1 pseudogene is annotated in these 584 nt (G+C 58.0%); it reads left to right on the top strand.

Going from position 1 to position 584, the window contains the following annotated elements:
• A pseudogene (locus tag B5F88_RS20020) lies at positions 1-584 on the top strand (hypothetical protein); the annotation flags it as partial.

Below are 584 nucleotides of genomic sequence, written 5' to 3'. Positions count from 1 at the left end.
ATTGACGGGCATAACCGAAAATCCCTGTGCGACAAGCACGGCCTGCCCTATCAGATGCTGGTGTTCGCCTTTGACGATCTGCTGGAGGCCAAGCAGTGGGCGCTGGATACCCAGAAGGGCCGCCGTAACCTGGACAAGTGGGAACTGGGCAAGATCGCCATGAAACTCAAGCCGGAGATCGAAGCCAGGGCCAAGGCCAATATGTCTGCCGGAGGGCAGGCATATCGCCCATCCGAGGAAGGTTTGACAACATTGTCAAACCTTCCCCCTATCAGTACCCGCAAAGAACTGGCCGATTCTGTTGGCATTGGCGAGGTCACCATGGGCAAAGTGATGCAGATCGACGAGCACGCCCCCGCAGCGGTCAAGGAGGCGCTGGACAAGAAGGAACTGTCCATCAATCAGGGCTACCAGATCACCAAGCAGGTGGAGGAACTGCCGGAGGAGCAGCGGGAGCAGGCCGCCCAGGAGGCGCTGGACATCCTGAGAGCAAAAAAGGAAATCCAGGAAAAGGACGCGGAGATCGACCGTGAGGGGAAGATCGCCGGAGTCTTCTGCAAAGCATACGAAAAGGCGGTCCTGCT

Source organism: Flavonifractor sp. An306, assembly GCF_002159455.1.
Taxonomy (GTDB): domain Bacteria; phylum Bacillota; class Clostridia; order Oscillospirales; family Oscillospiraceae; genus Flavonifractor.
Note: the sequence above shows the minus strand (reverse complement) of the source record. Positions and strands in the feature narration are given on the sequence as shown.